Origin of the sequence: Haloplanus sp. HW8-1, assembly GCF_023703795.1 — an archaeon.
Lineage (GTDB): Archaea > Halobacteriota > Halobacteria > Halobacteriales > Haloferacaceae > Haloplanus > Haloplanus pelagicus.
Genome location: NZ_CP098518.1, coordinates 274,563 through 292,799 on the forward strand (window position 1 = coordinate 274,563; position 18,237 = coordinate 292,799).

Annotated in this window: 17 protein-coding genes and 3 pseudogenes; 12 read left to right on the forward strand and 8 right to left on the reverse strand. The window is 62.4% G+C overall.

The window, feature by feature from the left end; translation table 11 throughout:
* Positions 1–111: 111 nt before the first annotated feature.
* From NBT82_RS01420 to NBT82_RS20395, 4 genes and pseudogenes are all read right to left on the reverse strand, one after another.
* Positions 112–1,299 carry an MFS transporter gene (locus NBT82_RS01420; RefSeq protein WP_251329812.1) on the reverse strand — a complete coding sequence of 396 codons (1,188 nt, stop codon included), beginning with the start codon at positions 1,297–1,299 and terminating at the stop codon, positions 112–114.
* Between the two features lie 203 nt (positions 1,300–1,502).
* Complete coding sequence (locus NBT82_RS01425) at positions 1,503–1,769, reverse strand: hypothetical protein (protein WP_251329813.1); 267 nt, start codon at positions 1,767–1,769, stop codon at positions 1,503–1,505.
* Positions 1,770–1,926: 157 nt separating this feature from the next.
* Entirely contained in the window at positions 1,927–2,352 is a 426-nt protein-coding gene (locus NBT82_RS20390; protein ID WP_305882181.1) for an NAD(P)-dependent oxidoreductase, read from the reverse strand.
* A pseudogene (locus tag NBT82_RS20395) lies at positions 2,350–2,832 on the reverse strand (NAD(P)-dependent oxidoreductase); the annotation flags it as partial. The pseudogene NBT82_RS20395 and the gene NBT82_RS20390, both read right to left, overlap by 3 nt.
* Before the next feature lie 177 nt (positions 2,833–3,009).
* Here NBT82_RS20395 and NBT82_RS01435 point away from each other — a divergent pair.
* Positions 3,010–3,819, forward strand: coding sequence for an enoyl-CoA hydratase/isomerase family protein (locus tag NBT82_RS01435; RefSeq protein WP_251329815.1), 810 nt, complete (start codon positions 3,010–3,012; stop codon positions 3,817–3,819).
* 7 nt (positions 3,820–3,826) lie between these two features.
* On the opposite strand, the gene NBT82_RS01440 is transcribed toward NBT82_RS01435, so the two are convergent.
* Together NBT82_RS01440 and NBT82_RS01445 are read right to left on the reverse strand one after the other, a co-directional pair.
* Entirely contained in the window at positions 3,827–4,216 is a 390-nt protein-coding gene (locus NBT82_RS01440; RefSeq protein ID WP_251329816.1) for a hypothetical protein, read from the reverse strand.
* Between the two features lie 110 nt (positions 4,217–4,326).
* Positions 4,327–5,499: an enolase C-terminal domain-like protein gene (locus NBT82_RS01445; RefSeq protein WP_251329817.1), complete on the reverse strand. Its 1,173-nt coding sequence runs from the start codon at positions 5,497–5,499 to the stop codon at positions 4,327–4,329.
* A gap of 170 nt (positions 5,500–5,669) precedes the next feature.
* On the opposite strand from NBT82_RS01445, the gene NBT82_RS01450 reads away from it, so the two are divergent.
* The 9 genes and pseudogenes from NBT82_RS01450 to NBT82_RS20240 form a co-directional block, all read left to right on the forward strand.
* Complete coding sequence (locus tag NBT82_RS01450; RefSeq protein WP_251329818.1) at positions 5,670–6,776, forward strand: mandelate racemase/muconate lactonizing enzyme family protein; 1,107 nt, start codon at positions 5,670–5,672, stop codon at positions 6,774–6,776.
* Between the two features lie 127 nt (positions 6,777–6,903).
* A complete protein-coding gene (locus tag NBT82_RS01455; protein WP_251329819.1) occupies positions 6,904–8,019 on the forward strand; it encodes an amidohydrolase family protein in 1,116 nt (371 codons plus the stop codon).
* An 8-nt stretch (positions 8,020–8,027) separates the two neighbouring features.
* Positions 8,028–8,411, forward strand: a complete 384-nt coding sequence (locus NBT82_RS01460; protein ID WP_251329820.1) for a Rieske (2Fe-2S) protein — start codon at positions 8,028–8,030, stop codon at positions 8,409–8,411.
* A gap of 91 nt (positions 8,412–8,502) precedes the next feature.
* Positions 8,503–8,892, forward strand: coding sequence for a VOC family protein (locus tag NBT82_RS01465; protein ID WP_251329821.1), 390 nt, complete (start codon positions 8,503–8,505; stop codon positions 8,890–8,892).
* A gap of 229 nt (positions 8,893–9,121) precedes the next feature.
* Positions 9,122–10,780: an ABC transporter substrate-binding protein gene (locus NBT82_RS01470; RefSeq protein ID WP_251329822.1), complete on the forward strand. Its 1,659-nt coding sequence runs from the start codon at positions 9,122–9,124 to the stop codon at positions 10,778–10,780.
* Between the two features lie 159 nt (positions 10,781–10,939).
* Positions 10,940–11,815 carry a carbohydrate ABC transporter permease gene (locus NBT82_RS01475; RefSeq protein ID WP_251329823.1) on the forward strand — a complete coding sequence of 292 codons (876 nt, stop codon included), beginning with the start codon at positions 10,940–10,942 and terminating at the stop codon, positions 11,813–11,815.
* A gap of 64 nt (positions 11,816–11,879) precedes the next feature.
* Positions 11,880–12,767 carry a carbohydrate ABC transporter permease gene (locus tag NBT82_RS01480; protein WP_251329824.1) on the forward strand — a complete coding sequence of 296 codons (888 nt, stop codon included), beginning with the start codon at positions 11,880–11,882 and terminating at the stop codon, positions 12,765–12,767.
* A 247-nt stretch (positions 12,768–13,014) separates the two neighbouring features.
* Entirely contained in the window at positions 13,015–13,206 is a 192-nt protein-coding gene (locus tag NBT82_RS01485; protein WP_251329825.1) for a hypothetical protein, read from the forward strand.
* Positions 13,206–13,268 (forward strand): annotated as a pseudogene (locus NBT82_RS20240) (hypothetical protein); the annotation flags it as partial. The gene NBT82_RS01485 and the pseudogene NBT82_RS20240, both read left to right, overlap by 1 nt.
* Positions 13,269–13,466: 198 nt before the next feature.
* Here the strand turns inward: NBT82_RS20240 and NBT82_RS01490 are convergent.
* On the reverse strand, positions 13,467–14,282 hold the full coding sequence (locus tag NBT82_RS01490) for an SDR family NAD(P)-dependent oxidoreductase (RefSeq protein WP_251329826.1): 816 nt from the start codon (positions 14,280–14,282) through the stop codon (positions 13,467–13,469).
* A gap of 543 nt (positions 14,283–14,825) precedes the next feature.
* Here NBT82_RS01490 and NBT82_RS01495 point away from each other — a divergent pair.
* A complete protein-coding gene (locus tag NBT82_RS01495) occupies positions 14,826–15,206 on the forward strand; it encodes a RidA family protein (protein ID WP_251329827.1) in 381 nt (126 codons plus the stop codon).
* 221 nt (positions 15,207–15,427) lie between these two features.
* On the opposite strand, the gene NBT82_RS01500 is transcribed toward NBT82_RS01495, so the two are convergent.
* Complete coding sequence (locus NBT82_RS01500) at positions 15,428–16,585, reverse strand: Gfo/Idh/MocA family protein (RefSeq protein ID WP_345780668.1); 1,158 nt, start codon at positions 16,583–16,585, stop codon at positions 15,428–15,430.
* Positions 16,586–16,856: 271 nt separating this feature from the next.
* Here NBT82_RS01500 and NBT82_RS01505 point away from each other — a divergent pair.
* A pseudogene (locus tag NBT82_RS01505) lies at positions 16,857–17,972 on the forward strand (pyridoxal phosphate-dependent aminotransferase).
* Positions 17,973–18,237: the final 265 nt, after the last annotated feature.

Consider the following 18,237-nt stretch of genomic DNA (forward strand, 5'->3'; position numbering starts at 1 on the left):
CGATCTACCGGCGTACCGTGGCGCCGGAACTCGCTCGTCGGAGCGACGACCAGTGCTCGCGTCACCGCCGGATACTGACTCGCATCGGGGCTGACGACGCCCGCCGCAGTGTCAACAAATCCTTACGCCGACTTGTGATTTACTGGAGCTAAACACGTACACCGCGACAACCGACAGCAGCAACGCCGCCAGAAAGCCGAACGAGATCGCCAAGTCGAACGCATCGGCGACCAGCCCCATCATCGCCGGCCCGAGGGACGCGACGATCATGTATATGGTTCGCACCAGCCCGAACCCGGCGTTCTGTTCCTCGTCCGGGAGTTCGTCCAGGATCCGTTGCATCACCGCCGGTCCGAAGCTCATTCCGACGCCGACGAGGCCGACGCCGACCGCGACGGCCGCGAAGACCGGGGCGGCGATGATCAGCCAGAACCCGAACGCGCCGGCGAGCATACAGCCGACGATCGCGTTGTCGTGTCCGATCCGGTCCGAGACGGTTCCGACCCCCACCTGTGCGAACCCCTGTACGACGAAGTACGCCGAAAAGAGGGCACCGGCCGTCGTCGTCGACTGTCCGCGATGCTCGACGAGGAACGTCGGGAGGAAGGACGCGGTTCCCAGCCAGGCGAGTTCGCTGAGGACGGCGACGTACAGCGTGACGCCGATCGACGGGCTGGAAAGCAACCTGCGCACGAACTCGGGGCTGAACCGGTCCCGTATCGCCGGCGTCGACGGACTCCGCTCGATCGGCCGGATCAGCCGGGCGAACAGCAGGGTCGCGGGAATCCCGACGACTGCGACGGCCGCGAGCGCCGGGCGCCACCCGTATCGGACTGCGATCCACGTGATCACGATAGGGGTGAGCAGGCCGGCGACCGTCCCGCCGGCGTTGTGTATCCCGATGGCGGTACCGACCCTCTCCTGTGTCCCTTCGAGGAAGCTTATCGCGACGCTGAAGTGGAGTCCTGCGACGCCCCCGAGCAGGAGCGTCGCGAGTACGAAGACGACGAACGCCGGCACGAACGCGATCGCGAGGCTGACGACGGCCGTCCCGCCGATCGAGACGACGATGACGAGCCGTTCGCCGTACCGCTCCGCGAGGATACCGCTCGGATACTGAGCGATCCCGTACGTGAGCCACATCCCGGTCAGGGCGACGCCGATGACCGTGTTCGAGACGTCGAACGTGTCGATGATGTCGGGAACGAGGGGACTGATCGCCAACCGCCCGGCCATCGTGACGAAGAACGCGAGCGTACACAGCGTGAGTACGGTATCGCTGTACTGCCAGCGTCTCACTGCCCGATCAGGTCTTCCCCGCCAGCGCAGTGGCGATCGGTTCCGGCCCCGTCGGGTCCCACAGCCGTCGCTGCTCCGTCGGTCCACCGCGCTGGGCTCGACGCACCGACGTTCGGACGGACGGCCGCATCATGACGACGGCTCGCTCCCGGATCGGTCGGCGAACGTCCGTGTCGGGACCGAGAACTCCCGGCGGTCACCCGCTACACGGTGGTGCTCTGTCCGCGAACCTGTCGGAGGATGACGAACAGCGCCGGGAGCATGAATATGAGGAACATCGCCACCACTACTCCGATAATACTGGTCTCGCCCAGTCCACTCTGGAGCGACCCACGCCGTGCGTAAATCTCCGCCGTCACCGAGGCCCAGAACCCTGTCCAGACGATGGCGATACCGGCGATGACCAACCGGCGTAGGTAGTTTCCCGCGCGCTGTGTTCCGGTCTCGTCGGCCTGTGTCTCTACCGTCATGATGGCTCTGCCGGAGTTGTAACCTCGTCCGCATATTAACGTTGCGGTGTGAGACCGTGTACCGTGGGGCGATGGTGGGGCACCGAGACCGCCGATCCCTTCCGGTGAGGACGGACCGGCGGGCCCCTGCGTCGTCCGCCCGACGGCGTACGCGGACTCAGTCGCCGCTCGCCACGTCGACCCCGCCCACCATGTTCTCCAGGACCTTGATGACGGCCGTGTTCTTCTCCTGGCCGTGGCCGGATTCGACCGTCGATTTGTACAGTTCGTGGGTGACGGCCGCCGTGGGCACCGGCGCCCCGTACTCCTGTGCCGCCTCGATCGCGTAGGAGAGGTCCTTGTACATGTACGAGGCGTAGAACCCGGGCTCGTGGTCCCCTTCGACCATGTGGGAGCCGTGGTGGTCCATGACGAATCCCCTGCAGGAGCCGCCGCTGATGGCATCGTAGACGGTCGCGGGGTCCGCTCCCGCCTGGTGGGCGAACACGAGCCCCTCCGCGAGGACCTCGATCATCCCGCTCACCACCAGCTGGTTGCACGCTTTCGTGATCTGTCCGGTTCCAGGCTCCCCACAGTGCGTGATAGTCTCACCGAGCGTCTCGAAGACGTCGTCGTGGTCGTCGACCACGTCTTCGTCGCCGCCGATCATGATCGAGAGCGTTCCCTCGACCGCACCGCTTTCGCCGCCGCTGACCGGTGCGTCCATGAAGTGGACGTCCTGCTCGGCGAGTCGGTTGGCGACCTCCTCGGCAACTGGGGGCGAAATCGTCGACATGTCGATCACCGCCTCGCCGTCGTTGAGCCCCGCTGCGACCCCGTCGTCCCCGAGGACGACCTCCTCGACCGTCTCCGAGTCGGGCAGACAGGTGATGACGACGTCCGCCTTCGCTGCCGCCTCCCGTGGCGTCCCTGCCCCGTCCCCCCCGTACTCGACGAGTTCGTCGACGGGTTCCCGGGATCGGTTGTGACCGACCACTGGATATCCCGCATCGAGGAGGTTCTTGGCCATTGGCAGTCCCATGATTCCGAGTCCGACGTACCCGATCGTCTTCGCGTTCATTGTACGCTCGTGTGCAGAATCCGCTGCATTTTAAAATGTGTGATGGTCTCTCACAGTATCTCCCTGGTTCCTCGACGTCCCGTCCCGTCCCGTCCCGTTCGTGGCGGGAACCGGACGGACGGGCTTTCCCATTCCCCTGCCGGGGAACGTTATTTGTACGTCGGAGTGGTGGTCGAACTCATGTCACACGACGACACGTACCAGTATCTCGACTACGAGGGCGACGGACCGGTCCGAACGGTCCGGATCGACAACCCGCCGGTGAACCTGCTGACGAGCGATCTGAAGGCGGAACTATTCGACGTGGTCGAGCGGACCGAGGCCGATCCCGAGGCGCAGTGTCTCCTCTTGCGGGGTCAAGAGCGGGGAACGTTCTCCGGCGGCCGGGATCTGAACGAATCGCGGTCCTGGATCGAATCCGCGGAGACCGAAGCCGAAATCGAGGCCGCGTGGAACAGGGGACGGGACCTGATCGAGGAGATGATGACGTCGTCGACGGTGATCGTCGCCGTCGTCGAAGGTGTCGCGGTGGGTGGCGGTGCAGAACTACTCCTCCACTGTGACGTCGTGTTCGCCTCGGCGGACGCCGAGATCGGATTTCCGGAGATCAAGCGGGGGTTGTTCCCGGGGACCGGAGCGATCGAACTGCTCCCCGAACTCGTCGGCAGGCGAAAGGCGCTGGAGATCCTCCTCACGGGAGAGGTCTACTCGAGTTCGGAGCTGGCGGATCTGGGTGTCGTGACGCAGGTCTGTGAGCCGTCGGACACGTACGCGGCGGCGACGGCGTTCGCGGAGACGGTCGCTCGGCGTCCTGCCCCGGCCGTCGCGGCGATAAAACGGACGTTAGAAGCGTACCGAACCGAGTCGAAAGAGCGGGCCAGGAGCCGCGAGTTGGCCCTATTCAAGCAGGTGTTCACGTCGCCCGAAGCTTCGGAGGGTGTACGGGCGTTCTTCGAGGACCGAGAGCCGGACTTCGGTGCCGGTGAGTGACCGCAACCTACGGGACACCGACGAACCTGTGTCGGTTGTACAGGTAGACGCCACCGGCGACGGGACCGGCGAAGGGAAAAAACAGAAGTACGGCCAGGTACAGCCCCACCGTCGGTTCCCACTCCGAGTGTTCCCCGACGTACTTCGCGTCGAGGAAGGTCGATAGCAGGAGAATCCCCCACGCCAGCGCCAACACGAACACGAAGAGATACCGGACGCCGGACGCCAGGGCTCCCGCTCCGGGGACGGCGCCGATCACCCCGAACGTGACGAAAAAGAGCGCGAGCCCGACGAGGATTCCCTTCCACCAGTGCTCCGATTCCTGTCGTTCGAGACTGACGATCGTCCGCACGATCCGTTCGTCCACCTTGGCCAACAGCGCCCGAATGGTTCCCATCGTCGTATGCCACACGTCGGTTCGAAATTTATTAAAAACCCCGGTGAGTGATCCGTCACGGTTCCGACCGACTGCGATCGGCGCCCCGAGTGCAGCCACCCGGATCGGCGTCACCCGTAGGTTCGGGAACCGGTACGGTTGGCCTCGATGTAGTCCCAGTCGTACTCGACCCCCAGGCCGGGGTCGTCCGGAACGCCGACGGTGCCGTCCGCGTCGATGGTGTCGAGGAAGTCCTCGTACTCGCCGGCGTACACGGGCGGCTGGGTGTTCCGACAGTCCGGGTGGACCAGCGCCATCTCGTAGTAGTTGGTGTTGCGGATCGCGGCCATACAGTGGCGTTTCGCGGGACCCGGGGCGTGGACCTCGACGTCGAGTCCGAACCCCTCCGCGACCCGAGCGATCTTCATCGCCCCCGTGATGCCGCCGTCGTACTCGGGGTCCGTCCGGACGAAGTCCGTCGCCTCGCTTGCCACGAAGTCGGCGTGCTGTTCGAGCCCCCGCACCCGCTCGGTCTGGAGGAGCGGAGTCTCCAGACGCTCCCTGAGTTTCCGGTGGCCGTGTGCCGAGACGCCGCCGTCGCGATACGGATCCTCGTACCAGAGGAAGTTCTCCTCGTCGCAGGCTCGCCCGACCTTGAGTGCGTCGGCGAACGTCTCGTACTCGCAGGACGGGTCGAGCATCAGATCTAGGTCGTCTCCGACGCGCTCCCCGACGGCGTGGACGGTTTCGATCTCGCGGTCGACGTTTCGGGCGACCGCCGCCCCACCCCAGCCGTGGATCTTGAAGCCACCGTACCCCAACGCCGCACACTCCTCGGCGAAGTCCGCGAACGCTTCGGGGGAGTCGAGCCCCCCGGCGTCGTCGGCGTGGTACGTCGACGCGTACGCGGGCAGGCGCTCGCGGTAGGTACCCAGGAGTTCGTGGATCGGCGCCCCCCGGTGTTTGCCCTCGAGATCCCAGAGTGCGATGTCGACCGGTCCGATGCCCATCTGGTCGTAGTTCCGCAGGCCGCGCCTGATCTCGCTCCAGTGGCGCTCCCGTTCGAGGGGGTTCTCCCCGATCAGATAGTCCGCGAACTGGTTGATCTGGGCGAACGCCGGCGAGTTCCCGCCGACGTACTCGCCCGTGACGCCCGCGTCGGTCTCGATGCGGAGGCCGAACAGTTGCCGCATCGTCGTCGTCCCGGGGTCGTAGACGAGGTTGAACCCGTTCTCGTCGGTGCCCACGTCCTCGAGCGGGTATTCGAACTCGACGCTCTCGATCCGCGTGATCGTCGGTGCCATACCTACCCGTCTTCCATCGGATTCAAAAACCTACGGAGGGCGGTGGCAGTGTCCCCGCGCGAACGCGCAGCCTCCGTCGGTTCGCTCCGTCACGATGGCGATCGAGTCCTCGCTTCGGACGGCCCGTCCCCCACGGAAGTTATATGTCAGCCGACACCGATGACCCGGTCATGCAGATCACGGACGTCGAGAGCGGAGCCGTATCCATTCCGTTGGACAGTCCGGTCGCCTTCGCGACCCGCGAGGTCGAGGCACGCGACTACGCACTGGTGTACGTCCGGACCGACGAGGGCGTGGAGGGCCTCGGCTACACCCTGGGCTACGGCGGCTCCCACCTTATCGCCGACGCGGTCACGGACATCCTGGCACCGATGATCGAAGGCGAGGATCCCCGGGACACGGAGCGACTCTGGCGGGAGATGTACGACGGCACGGTACAGATCGGCCGCAAGGGACTGCTCGTCAAGGCGATCTCGATTCTGGACATCGCCCTGTGGGATATCCGGGCCAAGCAGGCGGGCCAACCCCTCTATAAGTACTTGGGTGGGTACACCGATTCGGTCCCCGCATACGCGAGCGGCGGCTACTACCGCGAGGGGAAGGGGACCGAGGGCCTCCGGACGGAGATGCAGCGGTACGTCGACCGAGGTCACGACATCGTGAAGATGAAGGTGGGGCGGATCCCGCCGGCGGAGGAGGTCGAACGCATCCGGGCAGTGCGCGAGACGATCGGCCCCGACCGGACGTTGCTACTCGACGCCAACGGCGCGTGGTCGACCGAGCGCGAGGCGATCGACGCGTTGCGCCGGTTCGACGAGTACGACCCGTACTTCATCGAGGAACCCGTCATGCCGGACCTCGTCCCGCTCATGGGGACGGTCAACGACGCCATCGACTACGCCGTCGCTACGGGAGAACTCGAGTTCACACGATACGGATTCCGGCACCTCCTCGAAGCGGGCGCGGTCGACGTCATCCAGGCCGACGCGACCGTCGTCGGGGGCGTGACCGAGTGGCTGAACGTCGCCAAGACCGCGGCCACGTTCGACGTCCCAGTTGCCCCCCACTACAACTGGAACCTCCATACGCATCTCGTCGCGGCCGTCGAGAACGGACTCTGGATGGAGTACTTCCACGCCGACTCCGCGCCCACGGCCTTCGACGCCATCGTCGAGGACCCGCTCTCCCCGGAGGACGGGATGATTCGGGCACCCGACCGCCCGGGACACGGCGTTTCGCTCGACCGGTCGAAAGTCGACGACTACAGGATCCGATAGCAGGGGCGTCCGCCAGTCGCGGGAACCGACGACCTGGGCCTACGTTTGCCCCTCCCCGATCGCTCAGTCGTACTCACGGGCCTTCACGGGGCAAAATTTCTTGTAGTCGCGACTGGATCCTTAGTACATGGGCAAACAGACAACTCAGACCGAGACCGTAACGTCCCTCGAACATCTCGAAACCGTCGTCGACTCCGATTTCCACCTGTCGGAGCAACAGGACGACTTCCTCTCGTATCTCCCGAGTCCCTTTCACGACATGCTGTTCCACGAGAGTCGGGACATTCCCATGGGATACCTCAAGGATTTCTATCCGACGGCGGGTCTGTTGACGCCGGTGGCGACCGGGAACGTCGAGATGAACAAGGTTCGATCACAGGCGGACATCATCGAAGGCAAGGACCTCCTGAACGTCGACCGGGCCATCGTGACCCCGACGCTGAACCTCTATCTTGGCGGTGTCCACCACGACGACCTCGCGGCGGCGCTGGCACACGCTTACAACGAGTGGGTGCTCGACGAGATATACAACCCCGACGAGGGGATCTACGGACCGGTGGTCGTGGCGCCCCAGAAGCCACAGGAGGCGGCCGCTGAGATCGAGGATCGGGCCGGGGAAGACGGGATCGTGAGCGTCTTCATCCCGAGTGGCGGCGTCCACCCGCCACTCGGGAACGAACAGTACTTCCCGATCTACGCGGCGGCCGAGAACGCCGGGCTTCCCGTCCAACTCCACAGCGCGTCGGGCACGCAGATGTTGAGCTTCCCGCTCCAGTTCCACGGGTCGAACCGGTATCTCAGCAACCACGCCCCGACCCACGCCATGGTCCACATGACACATCTGACCGACATGATCACGCGGGGTGTCCCGGTCAGGTTCCCCGACCTGGACATCGTCTTCCAAGAGGCCGGTCTCGGGTGGGTGCCGTACATGACCCGTCGACTCGACAACGAGTACTCCGAGAAGCGATCCGACGCCCCGATGCTGGAGAAGATGCCGAGCGAGTACGTCGACGACCAGTTCTACTTCACGAGCCAACCGGTCGAGGGAGCGAAGGACCCGGACTACATCGGTCCGATCGTCGGTCTCATGGGCCCCGACAACCTCATGTTCTCGTCCGACTATCCGCATCTGGACTTCGATCACTCCGACTACCTGTTCTCCGCGCTGCGGAGCAACTTCGAGTCGTCGGACGTCGCCAACGTGTACGGCCAGACCGCTCTAGAGATCTACGACTTCTAATCCGATCTATGACCACCACAGACGATTCACCGGAGACGGAGTCCCTCCACTACGTGGCCGACGTCGACGAGATCACGGACGGCGACCGCGTGATCGTCGACGTCGAGGGACGGGAGATCGCCGTGTTCAACGTCGACGGGGCGTTCCACGCGCTCTCGAACTACTGCATCCACCAGGGTGGACCGGCGTGTGAGGGGTTGATATCGGGTTCGCTGGAGGTCGACGACGAGATGGAATTGACCTACGACTCCACGAACAAGGTCGTGTCCTGTCCGTGGCACGGATGGGAGTTCGAGATCGAATCCGGGGAGCACCTCGCGCCCACCGACTACCGGTTACCGACCTACCGGGTCGTCGTTCAGGACGGAGCCGTCTACCTGGATAGCTACTGACCGTACGACCGCGTTGACACGGACGTACGCCGGGATCGGTCGCCGTTCCTCCTCCCCGAAATATAAATCGCTGGAAGGCCCGGGGAGTATCATGGGTCTCATCCACACGGCGATCCAGGTTTCGGATCTCGACGCGACACGAGCGTTCTACGAAGACGCACTGGATTTCGAACATCGGCTGGACTTCGAGTGGCCCGCCGACGACGAGGACGCCGTCTACAACTACTACGTCGGCCGTGGCGACGGTGCCGAAATCCAGTTCCGGTACGATCCGGGGCGGACGGATCCGGTCGAGCCGACGGGGATCGACCACCTCGCGCTGGACGTCGACGACGTCGACGCCGAGTTCGACCGACTCGTCGAGGCGACTGACTGTCCCGTGGTGAGCGAACCAACCACCGTAGACCCGGCGGGCACGCGCGTGGCGTTCGTCGAGGATCCCGATGGATACGTGGTGGAACTGGTCGAGCAACTCGAGTGAGAACCGGAGCGGCCACCGTGCCCGCGCTCGCAACCTCGTCGGAGGAGCTATCCGGTACTCGCCTCGGCCGACGCGGGTGACTCACGCTCCTCCACCGGGACCGCCGACGGAGTGTATGGGCCGGGACTGCATCCCATGCCGTCGACCCCCGTAATATGTCAATAAAAAAACTATTTCTGGATATCATAATGGACAAAACTTTTGTATCATCATTGTTATTCGGTGTCATATGCGGTCCGATAACATACGGACGGCTGACGGTATCGATCGGCGGAAAATGATGAAGGCCCTCGTCGCGGGGGGGTTCCTCACGATCGCCGGCTGTGGCGGTGGTGGCGGGGATGGCGGCGACGGCGGTGGCGGGGACGGCGGGGACGGCGGTGGCGGGGACGGCGGTGACGGCGGTGACGGCGGCGACGGCGGGGACGGCGGTGGCGGTGACGGCGGTGACGGCGGCCCCGAGGGTTACCTCGAGGAGGCCCAGTCGCTTCCCTGGACCGAAAACTGGCAGGAACGCCTCGGGTACGCGAACCCGATGGAGTCCTGGCCGCCGGAGGACCGTCAGGACGTCCCGCCGGGTGACCAGCCGACCGACTGGGCCGGCCGCGGAGCGGTCGAGACCGCGGTGTATTCGCTGCCGGAAGGCTGGGAAGACACCAGCGCTGCGGACGTCGACAACATCCAGATCGCCAACTTCGGATCCTTGGAGTTCGACCCGGCGACGGTCGCTCGTCACGAGGTGTTCACCCGGGAGACGGGAATCTCCCGTGACTACATCACGTCCGAGGTCAACACCGCGATTCCCCAGCAGCAGTCCTTCCTGAGTTCACAGCAGGGCTCGCCGGTGGCGTTCAACGTCGAGTTGCAGACGTTCACCTCCTTCGTCCAGAACGGCTGGATCGAGACCCAGCAGCCGCTCTGGGGCGACGGTGGGCCGTTCGAGGCGTTCCCCGACGTCGTCTCGGAAGTTCTCTCCTCGGATCGGGATCCCGACTCCGACGAGGAGCAGGTGTACTACGCACCGCAGATCATGAACATGCCGGTCTACCACGTCAACCGGGCGCTCCTTGAGGAGCAGGGCGTGGACCCCGAGATCGCCAACGGCGAGTGGACTTGGGACGACCTGGACACGGTCATCGACGCCTTCCAGGACGTCGAGGCGATGGGCTTCGCGTTCCACGGGGCCAACGACGTGTACACCCTGTTCGACTTCATGCTGACGGTGTACCAGCAGGGCGGGCAGTTCGTCGCCGACGACGGGACGGTCCAGTTCAACACGGACGCCCACTACCGGGCGATGAACCGGCTGGTCGACATGGTCGACCGTCTCCCGCAGTCCATCCTCAACTTCGGCCAGGGCGACCTGACCGACGTGTTCCTCTCCGAGAACGCGGCGATCACCTGGCGGTGGAGTTCGTTCGTTCCGGAGGCGCTGAGCAACTTCGGCGACGACTACTACATGGCGAAGCCGCCGGCGGCCACGGAAGGACCGGACCCCGCCCAGCGGTCGATGTTCAACCCGAACCTGCTGGCCATCAACCCGTTCGCGTCCGACGCGAAGAAACTGGCCGCGCTGACCCTCGCCGACGTGAACCGCTCCTACGCCGCCTCGTGGTGGGAGTACACGTACGAGGGGAACCTCTCGTACGCGACCCAGGTCTACGAGGACGCGCTGCAGATGCAGGAGATGCTGCCCGAGTGGCAACAGCTCTTCAGTGAGCAGATCGCCGAAACGCAGGAGCTGTCGAACGTCGAGGTGTGGCCGTCGATGAACGCGACCCAGCAGCGGACCGCGGAGGAGATCTCCCTCGCCCTCGCCGGCGAGAAGTCACCGGACCAGGCGGTCGAGGACCTCCAGTCGTACATCGACGAGGTCCTCCAGCAGTAACCCCTCTCGACCGGTATCTTCGTCACCTCCTCTTCCGTTCGACGGAATCGATCACGAACACGATATTCACACTACACTCAAACAATGGGTACCCAAACGAAGTCCGTCGGTGATAGACTCCCGATATCCGACGCGTTCCGCGAGAGAGCCTCGGATATCGTGAACGATCACATAAGAAAGATCCTCCTGGGGCCGGGACTGCTCACGCTGTTTCTGGTGTTCATATACCCGGTCGTGTATATGTTCTACCAGTCCTTTTTCACGAACATCACGAGCGGCTTCGACGGCGAGTTCGTCGGGCTCCAGAACTATGCGACGCTGTTCCAGTCGGGGCGGTTCATCGGGAACTTCATCACCACGCTCCAGTACTCGTTCGGCTCGGTGATCTTCGCCACCCTCGCCGGACTGGGCATCGCGCTCGCCATCCAGCAAGTCGAGAGCGACCGCCTTCAGGACATCTACGTCTCGCTCGTCATGGCCGCGTGGTCGATCCCGCTGGCGACGGCGGGGCTGATGTGGCGCTGGATCCTCCAGGGACAGACGGGCGTGCTGAACACGATCCTTCAGGAACTCGGACTGATCACCACGAACATCCCGTGGTTGGCGGACTCGACGCTGGCCCTGGTGGCTGTCACCTTCGTCGACGGGTGGGTCCGGATGCCGTTCGCGATGATCATCATCTACGCCGGACTGCAGTCGATTCCACAGCACATGTACGACGCCGTGAAGGTCGACGGCGCGACGACGCTCGAGGCGTTCCGACACGTGACGCTGCCGTACCTGCGCCCGTCGTTGTTCGTCGCGATCCTGATCAACTGGATGTTCGCGTGGCGGGCCTTCGACATCGTGTTCGGGATGACCAACGGGGGCCCGGGAACGGCGACCGAAGTGCTGTCCATCACCCTCTACCGGCAGGGGATGGAACTGTTCAAATTCGGGTACACGAACGCGATCGCGGTGGTACTCGTCTTGGTGACGATGGTCGTCGGTGCGTTCTACGTCAAAGTGATCCTACAACGGGTCGACGAAGTATGATCGGACACCACATCCCGTCTCCGGAGCACAGACGCGATACGGTCAGCAAACGGAGTGACTAACGATGGCAACAGAGACTCAACGAGATCAGTGGATCGGCTACGAGACGAAAAAGCAGTTCTGGGAGGCGGTGAAGAGCCGATACGTCGCCCACGCGTTCATGTTCCTGACGCTCTTTGTCGTCCTCGCACCGCTTACCTGGATGTTCCTCACGTCGCTGAAGCCCAACGACGCGGTGTTCGCACAGACCTATCTCCCCACGACGCCGTTCCAGGGCGCCGTCGAGGCGTACGGCTCGGCTCTCGTCACGAAGGGCCACTGGAAGGCCGCGATGAACTCGTTGATCATCGCCATCACTTCGACGACCATCGTGATGGCGCTCGGCACGCCGGCCGGCTACGTCTTCAGCCGGTACCGCTTCCGGTTCGACGACGCGATGTTCCTGTTGGTCATCGTCACGCGACTCTTCCCCCCGATCGGCCTGATCATCCCGTACTACCAGATCATGGCCTACCTCAACCTACTCAACACGCGGACCGGAATCATCATCGCGCAGATCTACCTCTGGCTACCGCTGGTCATCTACACGATGCGGAACTTCTACATCACCATCCCGACGTCCCTGGACGAGTCGGCCAAGGTCGACGGCTGTACCGACTTCCAGGCGTTCAGACACGTCATCCTTCCCTTGGTGATGCCAGGGGTCGCCGCGAGTGCGATCCTGACGTTCCTGTTCTCGTGGCGCGAGTTCCTCTTCGCGTTCATCGTGAGCACTGACCTGCAGTCAACGACGCTCCCCGTCGCCGTCTACCAGTACATCGGCGACATCCAGATCCAGTGGGCCTCCCTCTCCGCCGCCGGGACCATGTCTATCATCCCGGCCGTGCTCGTCGTCTTCGTCTTCCAGAAGTACATCGTGAGCGGTCTCACCGGCGGGGCGGTGAAGGAATAGTCCCGCTCCCCTCGTTCCGTTCGTCTTCACGGTATCCACGGGACTCGGTTCGAACGACCGACTGCAGACTGGCGTCTTCTCCGGAACCGGGTGCTTCGTCCCCGAGTACGTGCGCCGCTCGTTGAGTCCGCACCGCATGGCGTCGATCCGTCGGCTCGCGAGAACTTGGACCGGGGAAGTGGTGTCATCGGATCCGTCGACGGGGTATGCAACAGGTATAGTTGAATATGATCTGTTTCGCCACCGTATGTCGGACCAGACCATTGTCTACGTAACTCGGAGTATTCCGAACGTCGAAACCGAGGCGCTGGCTGAGGGATGTGACATCGAGGTGTGGGACGGAAAACTCCCACCGGAGAAAGATCACATCGTCGAGAAATTGTCCGAACTCGAGGCGGACGGGTTCCTGTGTCTCCCGACGACATCGACGCCGAGGTGATGGACGCATCACCGAACCTCGAGGTCGTCAGTACGTACTCGGTCGGATTCGATCACATCGACCTCGGCGCCGCTGAGGAGCGGCACATCGCTGTCGATCACCCCCCGGTGTCCTCACCGAGACGACCTTTCAGATCCGTCTCCGCGCACCTCGTCGGTGACTGTGACGGCGGGACGAAGCCACGACGCAAATACGGACAACGGACGATCGGAAGACCGTCGAGATCTCACCGACGATCGGCCCAGTTTGCACGACAGTTGCTACCGGCCCTTGCTGCCCCATCCGAAGGCGAGCCACCCACCGTCGGCCGTGATGACCTGCCCACTGATGTAATGACCGCCTGCCGCCAGGAACGTCGTACAGTTTGCCATCTCCTCGATCGTTCCAAACCGGCCCAGTGGAACCCTGTTGTGGATGTGGTCGTCGGTGTACCCGTAGTACGGCCAGGTCGTTTCGTCGTATACCGAGTCGTCGTCGCCCCGTGTCTGCTCGTCGAGAGGTGTCTTGATGAATCCGGGAGCCAACGCATTGACCCCGATTTCGTGTTCGCCCAACTCGACGGCGAAGCTTCGGGTGAGGTTGTTTACACCGGCTTTCGCCGCATTGTAGTTTCCTCGCCCCTGCACGCCGAAGTGGCCAAACAAACTCGAGATGTTGATGATCTGTCCCCCGTCGTCTCTGTCGACCATTCGCTGACCGGCCGCCTTACAGCCGAAGAACACGCCCGTAAGATCCACTTCGATAACCGTTCGCCATTCGTCCTCGCCCAATTCGAGTAACGGATGATTAGCTTGCACTCCAGCGTTGTTGACCATGATGTCGAGAGAACCGAACTTCCGAACCGCTGTATCCACGAGTTCTTCAACGTCCGCGTAGGTCGTCATGTCCGCTTCCACGCCGATGGCCTCACCACCGGCCTCGCGGATATCCCCCGCGACTCGGTCCGCGCGTTCTTGCTTTCGTGAATTCGTCACCACGTTCGCACCCTCTTCGGCGAATCGGACCGCGATGCCTTCCCCGATGCCACTACTGGATCCAGTTACGATTGCCGTCTTCCCCTCTAATCGCCCGGACATGACAGCGATTAAGATGTCTTGTACAATATAATCTATCCTCGCTTACGGGGACGTGTCATACTGAAGACGTATGGGGTAGGCGTCCCTTCGGTCACGCTGAACCGGAGCCAAGGAACGAACGAGACTCCGTCGTTTCGGCGCCCGTCCCGAACGCCCGGTGACGTCACCTGCGTCGTGGATCCAATGAAGACACCGAATCAACGACTCCGCCTCCGTCGCAAAACCGTGGACTTCCGGATTCTCCAAAGTGGTGGTGTGCCCTGCACGACTGTCATAGCCTCTGTACGTCAGTGCACATCCCACCGCCAGTGCGTTCGGTCACGTCCGTGAACAGTTACCACCGTAGTATCTTCCGGTCGGGAAATCGACGGGAGTGGTGAGCCGCGCGAAACTGCTACTCGATCGATACTGGAGTGCCGTTGGCTGCTGATCTCTGGACGGGCACGCCTCTTGGCCGTTTCTCCAGTCTCGTGGGCTCTACCCACCGTTACACACCATGAAAAACACTATATTCCACGGAAGTCATGGTGAACGATGGCGCACATGAAGAACGTGATATTCACCCCGGACGCACCGAGTCCCGAGAACGTCCCGTACTCCCAGGGCGTCGAGGCCAACGGCTTCATCTTCTCGGGACAGGGCCCACACGTTCCCGGGAAGGGGCGTGAGACCGTCGACGGTGGTATCGAAGCACAAACAAGAAGATGTATCGACAACCTTCAGGCCGTACTCGAGGAGAGGGATGCGACACTGGAGGATGTGGTCAAAGTGACGGTGTACCTCACTGACATCGACAACTACGAAGCGATGAACGAGGTGTACTCCGAGTACTTCCCCGAGGACTTCCCGGCCCGAGCAACGCTGGAAGTGAGCGACATTCCGTTCGGCGGAATCGCAGTCGACACGATCGCAGTCACCGAGTGACGGTACACTCCAGGCGAACGTAGATCGGGTATCCGAACCACCGCCTGCGAGCGACGACGTTCCGAACGATTGTGTCAGTCGTTTACCGTGCTGGTGGATCCCGATTCGAGGGATGACCGAAGCGGCGAACGGCGGGTGTTCACACTCCTCGATTTTGGGACTCGTTTCGACGTCCCGTTCGAACGCCGATGAGAGGGTGACGTGAAGACCGACCGAGTCCGTTACGGAGTCGCGTTTGTAACTGTACACTCACCTGATCGAATGCAGTCCGGCGATCCGGTGTGCAACGACCGACACAGGCTACGATGAGACGAAACGACGAGAGGGTGTTCTACCAGGACTTGATTCGAATGTCCTGAAGCGGGCGAGAGAGGGAAATCGAGGCGGCCGCCCGAGTGGTGGGTGACGTACAAGGCGATGATAATTTCGAGTGACTTGAGCGCTTCCCGACCGGACGATAGGTTCTCGGCGCTTCCCTCGACCAGTTCGACGACGTGTTCTGCGGCGTTCCCGAAGGCGTTGCGGTAGTCCTCGTCCCAGGTCCATGCGCCGTCGATTCCAGGGAGTGACTCTTCGATGTGCTCACCGTCTTCGAGTCGCCAGTACCGCCACTCCCCGTCGTCGTTGTTGAGGTAGAGCTTCCCCTTGGATCCCATGAATATGTAACACATCGACGACGACTCCCTCGGGACGGTACAATCGAGCGTCGCGAACGTATTCTCTTTCGTAACGAGGAACCCACCACCACCGGCGTCGTCGACCGGATCGTCGACGTCTAGAGTATCGACGGCCTCGTTTTCACCATTGACGTATCCCGTGATCATGTCCGCTCGCGAATTCAGGAGATATACGAGTGTGTCGAGCAGATGGGTCGAGTTCCGCATCAACTCCATCCGAAACTGTGCGTGGACGGAGTGGACGTCCCCCAGTAGATCCCGTTCGTTCATGAGGTCGTGAAGTGTCTGAAGCTTCTCTGTGAAACGATGAGAGTGATTGATCACCAGTTCCGTGTCCGTTTCATCACAGGTATCGATCATCTGCTTGGCTTCAGTGACGCTCGACGCGATCGGCTTTTCGCACCAGATCACGTCTGGATCCCCCTTGGTCGCGGCATCCACCACGTGTTCATGGTGGAGTATGGTCGGCGTACAGACGGACACGATATCGAACTCGTTGGTCTCCAGCATCTCGCAGTGGTCTCGATACCGGCTTGACGGCGGAACGTTCCACGCGTTCCCGAACCGTTCGAGTTTCTCCTCGTCGATGTCCGCGATAGCCGTGATTTCCACGTCGTCGACGGTTGCGTACCCGCCGGCATGACTCGCCGGGACCGATTTCTCGCCCAATTCGTCGTCATCGTGGACTCCGAAGAGACCCATACCCGCAACGCCACCAGTGCCAATGATGGCTGCTTGATAGACCAGTCGTACCGCGATTTCCATGTCGACGCATTACTCCTTCGATTCATGCGTTATACTGCCCTTCGTACAAGTTCGAGAGTTTCAGTAGGAATCTCCAGAACCGAGGGAGGGGAAACCATTTTTAAGTATCTCAGTCAAGAATTCGGGCATGTGTGAGGAGGTAACACATCACCCGCCGGCTGAACTTTCCACCCGAGCCACGAACGCGCAGCCGTCACAGATCAGAGCCATGTTCAACCGAGCCGAACGGCATGGGGGAGACCTCGTCCGCTTGGAAATCGGTGACCCCGACTTTTCGACACCGAAGCACATCATCGAGTCTGCCTTCGATGCGACGCTCGAGGGGGAGACCCACTACACGCCGAACGCCGGAACGCTGGAACTTCGGCGGGCAATTGCCGAGAAAATGGACGCGGAGAACAACGTCTCGTACGATCCGGAGAGCGAGATACTCGTCGGGAACGGCGCTATGGAAGCGCTGTATCTCGCGCTACTAACGGTCATCGATCCGGGCGACGAAGTCGTCGTTCCGATACCCGGATGGCCCAACTACCTATCGTAGATTTCCTTGGTCGGTGGTGAGTGCGTACCCGTTACACTCCCGAAGGAACAGGGATTTTCTTTCGACGCAACTCGCGTGATGGAGGCGATCTCGGAAGATACCGCCGCAGTAATCATCAACTCGCCCTGTAATCCGACCGGGGGGGTGTACGATTCGAGTGAGGTGTGCGCCATGATCGAGGAGGCCGCCGCACACGACGCGTACGTAATCGTCGACGAAATTTACGAGGGATTACTCTACGAGGGCGATCCGACATCTGTCGCGGCCCAGACGGAGTATTCTGACCACGTCCTCACGGTCAACGGGTGTTCCAAAAAGTACGCCATGACCGGCTGGCGTGTCGGGTGGTTGGCTGGCTCGGAAGGAGTCATCGGTCCGGCAACCAAACTCCACGAGAGTACGACGTCCTGTGCGTCAACGATGTCCCAAAACGCGGCGGTCGCCGCCCTAACCGGGGATCAATCGCCAATCCGGACGATAAAATCCGCCTTCAGGGAGCGGCGGGACTACGTCGTTGAGCGGATTGAGGACCTCCCTGTAGTCACGAGTCCGACGCCCGAGGGTGCGTTCTACGCGTTCCTCGACGTCAGCGGACTCGATGGATCGAGCATGGAGATTGTGAAGCGTCTCCTGTACGATTACGGCGTCGTGACAGCACTGGGGATCGGCTTTTCGGAGTACACTGACGACTTCGTCCGGATTTCGTTTGCCAACAACGTCGACCGACTGGAAGTAGGGTTCGACCGTATCGACGAGATGGTGCGTGATTCGGGAGGACACTGAACGGAGGGTTTCATCGAACTCTCCACACGCCGTGACGACGGTGTTTCCCGATTCGTCTCCGTGTACGTCGTCGGTGATTGGGACGAGGGGACGAAGACACGACGCAAGGGGAGTCCGGAGTCGGCCGGGCGACGTTTCGTCCGTATCGTGCTGTTCGGGTCCTGTGGCGACACCTACGGCCCCGTCTCCGTAGTAGTCGAAACGTCCGGTGGTGTCGCCCTGATCCACCACCGTACCGGTCTGGAGGCGGACAACGCGAGATCCA

Coding starts and splice junctions, on each gene's coding strand:
- NBT82_RS01425 (WP_251329813.1), bottom strand. CDS start 1,769: ATGACGGTAGAGACACAGGCCGACGAGACCGGAACACAGCGCGCGGGA.
- NBT82_RS01435 (WP_251329815.1), top strand. CDS start 3,010: ATGTCACACGACGACACGTACCAGTATCTCGACTACGAGGGCGACGGA.
- NBT82_RS01440 (WP_251329816.1), bottom strand. CDS start 4,216: ATGGGAACCATTCGGGCGCTGTTGGCCAAGGTGGACGAACGGATCGTG.
- NBT82_RS01445 (WP_251329817.1), bottom strand. CDS start 5,499: ATGGCACCGACGATCACGCGGATCGAGAGCGTCGAGTTCGAATACCCG.
- NBT82_RS01450 (WP_251329818.1), top strand. CDS start 5,670: ATGCAGATCACGGACGTCGAGAGCGGAGCCGTATCCATTCCGTTGGAC.
- NBT82_RS01455 (WP_251329819.1), top strand. CDS start 6,904: ATGGGCAAACAGACAACTCAGACCGAGACCGTAACGTCCCTCGAACAT.
- NBT82_RS01460 (WP_251329820.1), top strand. CDS start 8,028: ATGACCACCACAGACGATTCACCGGAGACGGAGTCCCTCCACTACGTG.
- NBT82_RS01465 (WP_251329821.1), top strand. CDS start 8,503: ATGGGTCTCATCCACACGGCGATCCAGGTTTCGGATCTCGACGCGACA.
- NBT82_RS01470 (WP_251329822.1), top strand. CDS start 9,122: ATGCGGTCCGATAACATACGGACGGCTGACGGTATCGATCGGCGGAAA.
- NBT82_RS01480 (WP_251329824.1), top strand. CDS start 11,880: ATGGCAACAGAGACTCAACGAGATCAGTGGATCGGCTACGAGACGAAA.
- NBT82_RS01485 (WP_251329825.1), top strand. CDS start 13,015: ATGTCGGACCAGACCATTGTCTACGTAACTCGGAGTATTCCGAACGTC.
- NBT82_RS01490 (WP_251329826.1), bottom strand. CDS start 14,282: ATGTCCGGGCGATTAGAGGGGAAGACGGCAATCGTAACTGGATCCAGT.
- NBT82_RS01495 (WP_251329827.1), top strand. CDS start 14,826: ATGAAGAACGTGATATTCACCCCGGACGCACCGAGTCCCGAGAACGTC.
- NBT82_RS01500 (WP_345780668.1), bottom strand. CDS start 16,585: ATGGGTCTCTTCGGAGTCCACGATGACGACGAATTGGGCGAGAAATCG.